1 protein-coding gene and 1 pseudogene are annotated in these 829 nt (G+C 71.9%); both read right to left on the minus strand.

The annotated features are described in order from the left end of the window. Positions 1–386 (minus strand): hypothetical protein (locus EOA29_RS38410; RefSeq protein WP_127222515.1); only part of this gene is annotated, 386 nt, incomplete at its 3' end. Then, positions 383–829 (minus strand): annotated as a pseudogene (locus EOA29_RS38415) (dual specificity protein phosphatase family protein); the annotation flags it as partial. The pseudogene EOA29_RS38415 and the gene EOA29_RS38410, both read right to left, overlap by 4 nt.

The following is an 829-nucleotide window of genomic DNA, read 5'->3' on the forward strand; positions in this document are numbered from 1 at the left end:
ATGCGCTGCCGCACGAGAAGGCGGCGCGTTCCTGCGATGCGATCGTCGAGCGGGCGCGGAGCGGTTGGCGCGGGCTTCAGCCGCATGCGCGAAAGGATGTCGTCGACCGCGGCGCCTCCGGAGGCGTCGTCTGAATGCGTCGCCATCAGCCGGAACAGCAGCGCGTCGAAGAGAAGAAGCGCGGAAAGCCCAAGCACCACGACAGCGCTCGCCGCCGCGACCAGCAGCGCCAGCACGGCAAGGGGCGCGTGGAGCGCGCCGCGCGCCGAGGCGACCAGCGGCGCGACGCTGTCGCCGGCGACGACGATGGCGGTCGGCCATGCCGCCTGCTTGATCAGCATGGCGGCGAAAGCGGCTGTCCGCTGCTGATAGGCTTCGTCCGTCATGCCGGCTCGTCCAGTCCGACCTGAAGATGCACCGGCCGGCCGGACCCGGCGAGCTGCTTGCGCGCCTGCGCCGGCGTGCGCGAGCGGCCGCTGGCGACCAGCCATCGGGCGACGACGGTGGCGCTGCGCTGGAAACCGAGCGCGCAACAGACCAGCACTGTGCCGTGCCTCCGCGCCGGCTCGATCGCCGCCACCGCGTTGTCGAGCGTGTCCGCGGGAGGCGGCAGGAGATCGAGCATGCCGAAGCTCGCCCAGCGGCCAGACGCGTCTCGCGGCCGCTCCAACTCGGCGGCAAGGTCGATCACGGTGCCGAAGCCGCTGGCTTCGCCGCTCGCCGGAAAACGCCCGAGGAAGACGCCATCGGTGACCGCCACGACCGGCGGCAGCTTGCGCGTCCAGGCCAGGACATTGATCCTCGCGCCAAGCCGGTAAGGCCACAGCAG

Origin of the sequence: Mesorhizobium sp. M1E.F.Ca.ET.063.01.1.1 (genome assembly GCF_003998155.1) — a bacterium.
Lineage (GTDB): Bacteria > Pseudomonadota > Alphaproteobacteria > Rhizobiales > Rhizobiaceae > Mesorhizobium.